General features: G+C 68.1%; 1 pseudogene. It reads left to right on the forward strand.

From position 1 onward, the window contains the following. Window positions 1-197 (forward strand): annotated as a pseudogene (locus ACTJLF_RS34840) (hypothetical protein); the annotation flags it as partial. Window positions 198-335: the final 138 nt, after the last annotated feature.

A 335-nucleotide genomic window follows, 5' to 3' on the forward strand; every position in this document is an offset into this window, starting at 1 on the left:
AAGGCGGACTCGAAACCCCGACCAATGCCGACATTCTTCCGGATCGTGTGGGCGTGCTCCCGGATGCCGCAGCCGAGGTCGAGGGTTCGGTGGACGACCCGGAGGCGCTGAGCACGCAGGACCTGGCCGACGAGATTGCAGCCGATTCGGAAGGCGAGGGCGAAGAGGCCGACGGCCAGGGCAGCGGACAGCGCTGATGCCTTCGACCCGATCCCCTGCCACCGCCGGGCGGCAGTCATCCTCCAGCCAGTTGAATCGAACCCTGCGCGGCGTGTTCGGCCACACCCGATTGCGCGCCGGTCAAGCCGAAGTCATCGAGCGGGTCATGCAGGGGC

This window comes from Variovorax sp. 22077, from assembly GCF_052044195.1.
GTDB classification, from domain to species: Bacteria; Pseudomonadota; Gammaproteobacteria; order Burkholderiales; family Burkholderiaceae_C; genus Variovorax; species Variovorax atrisoli.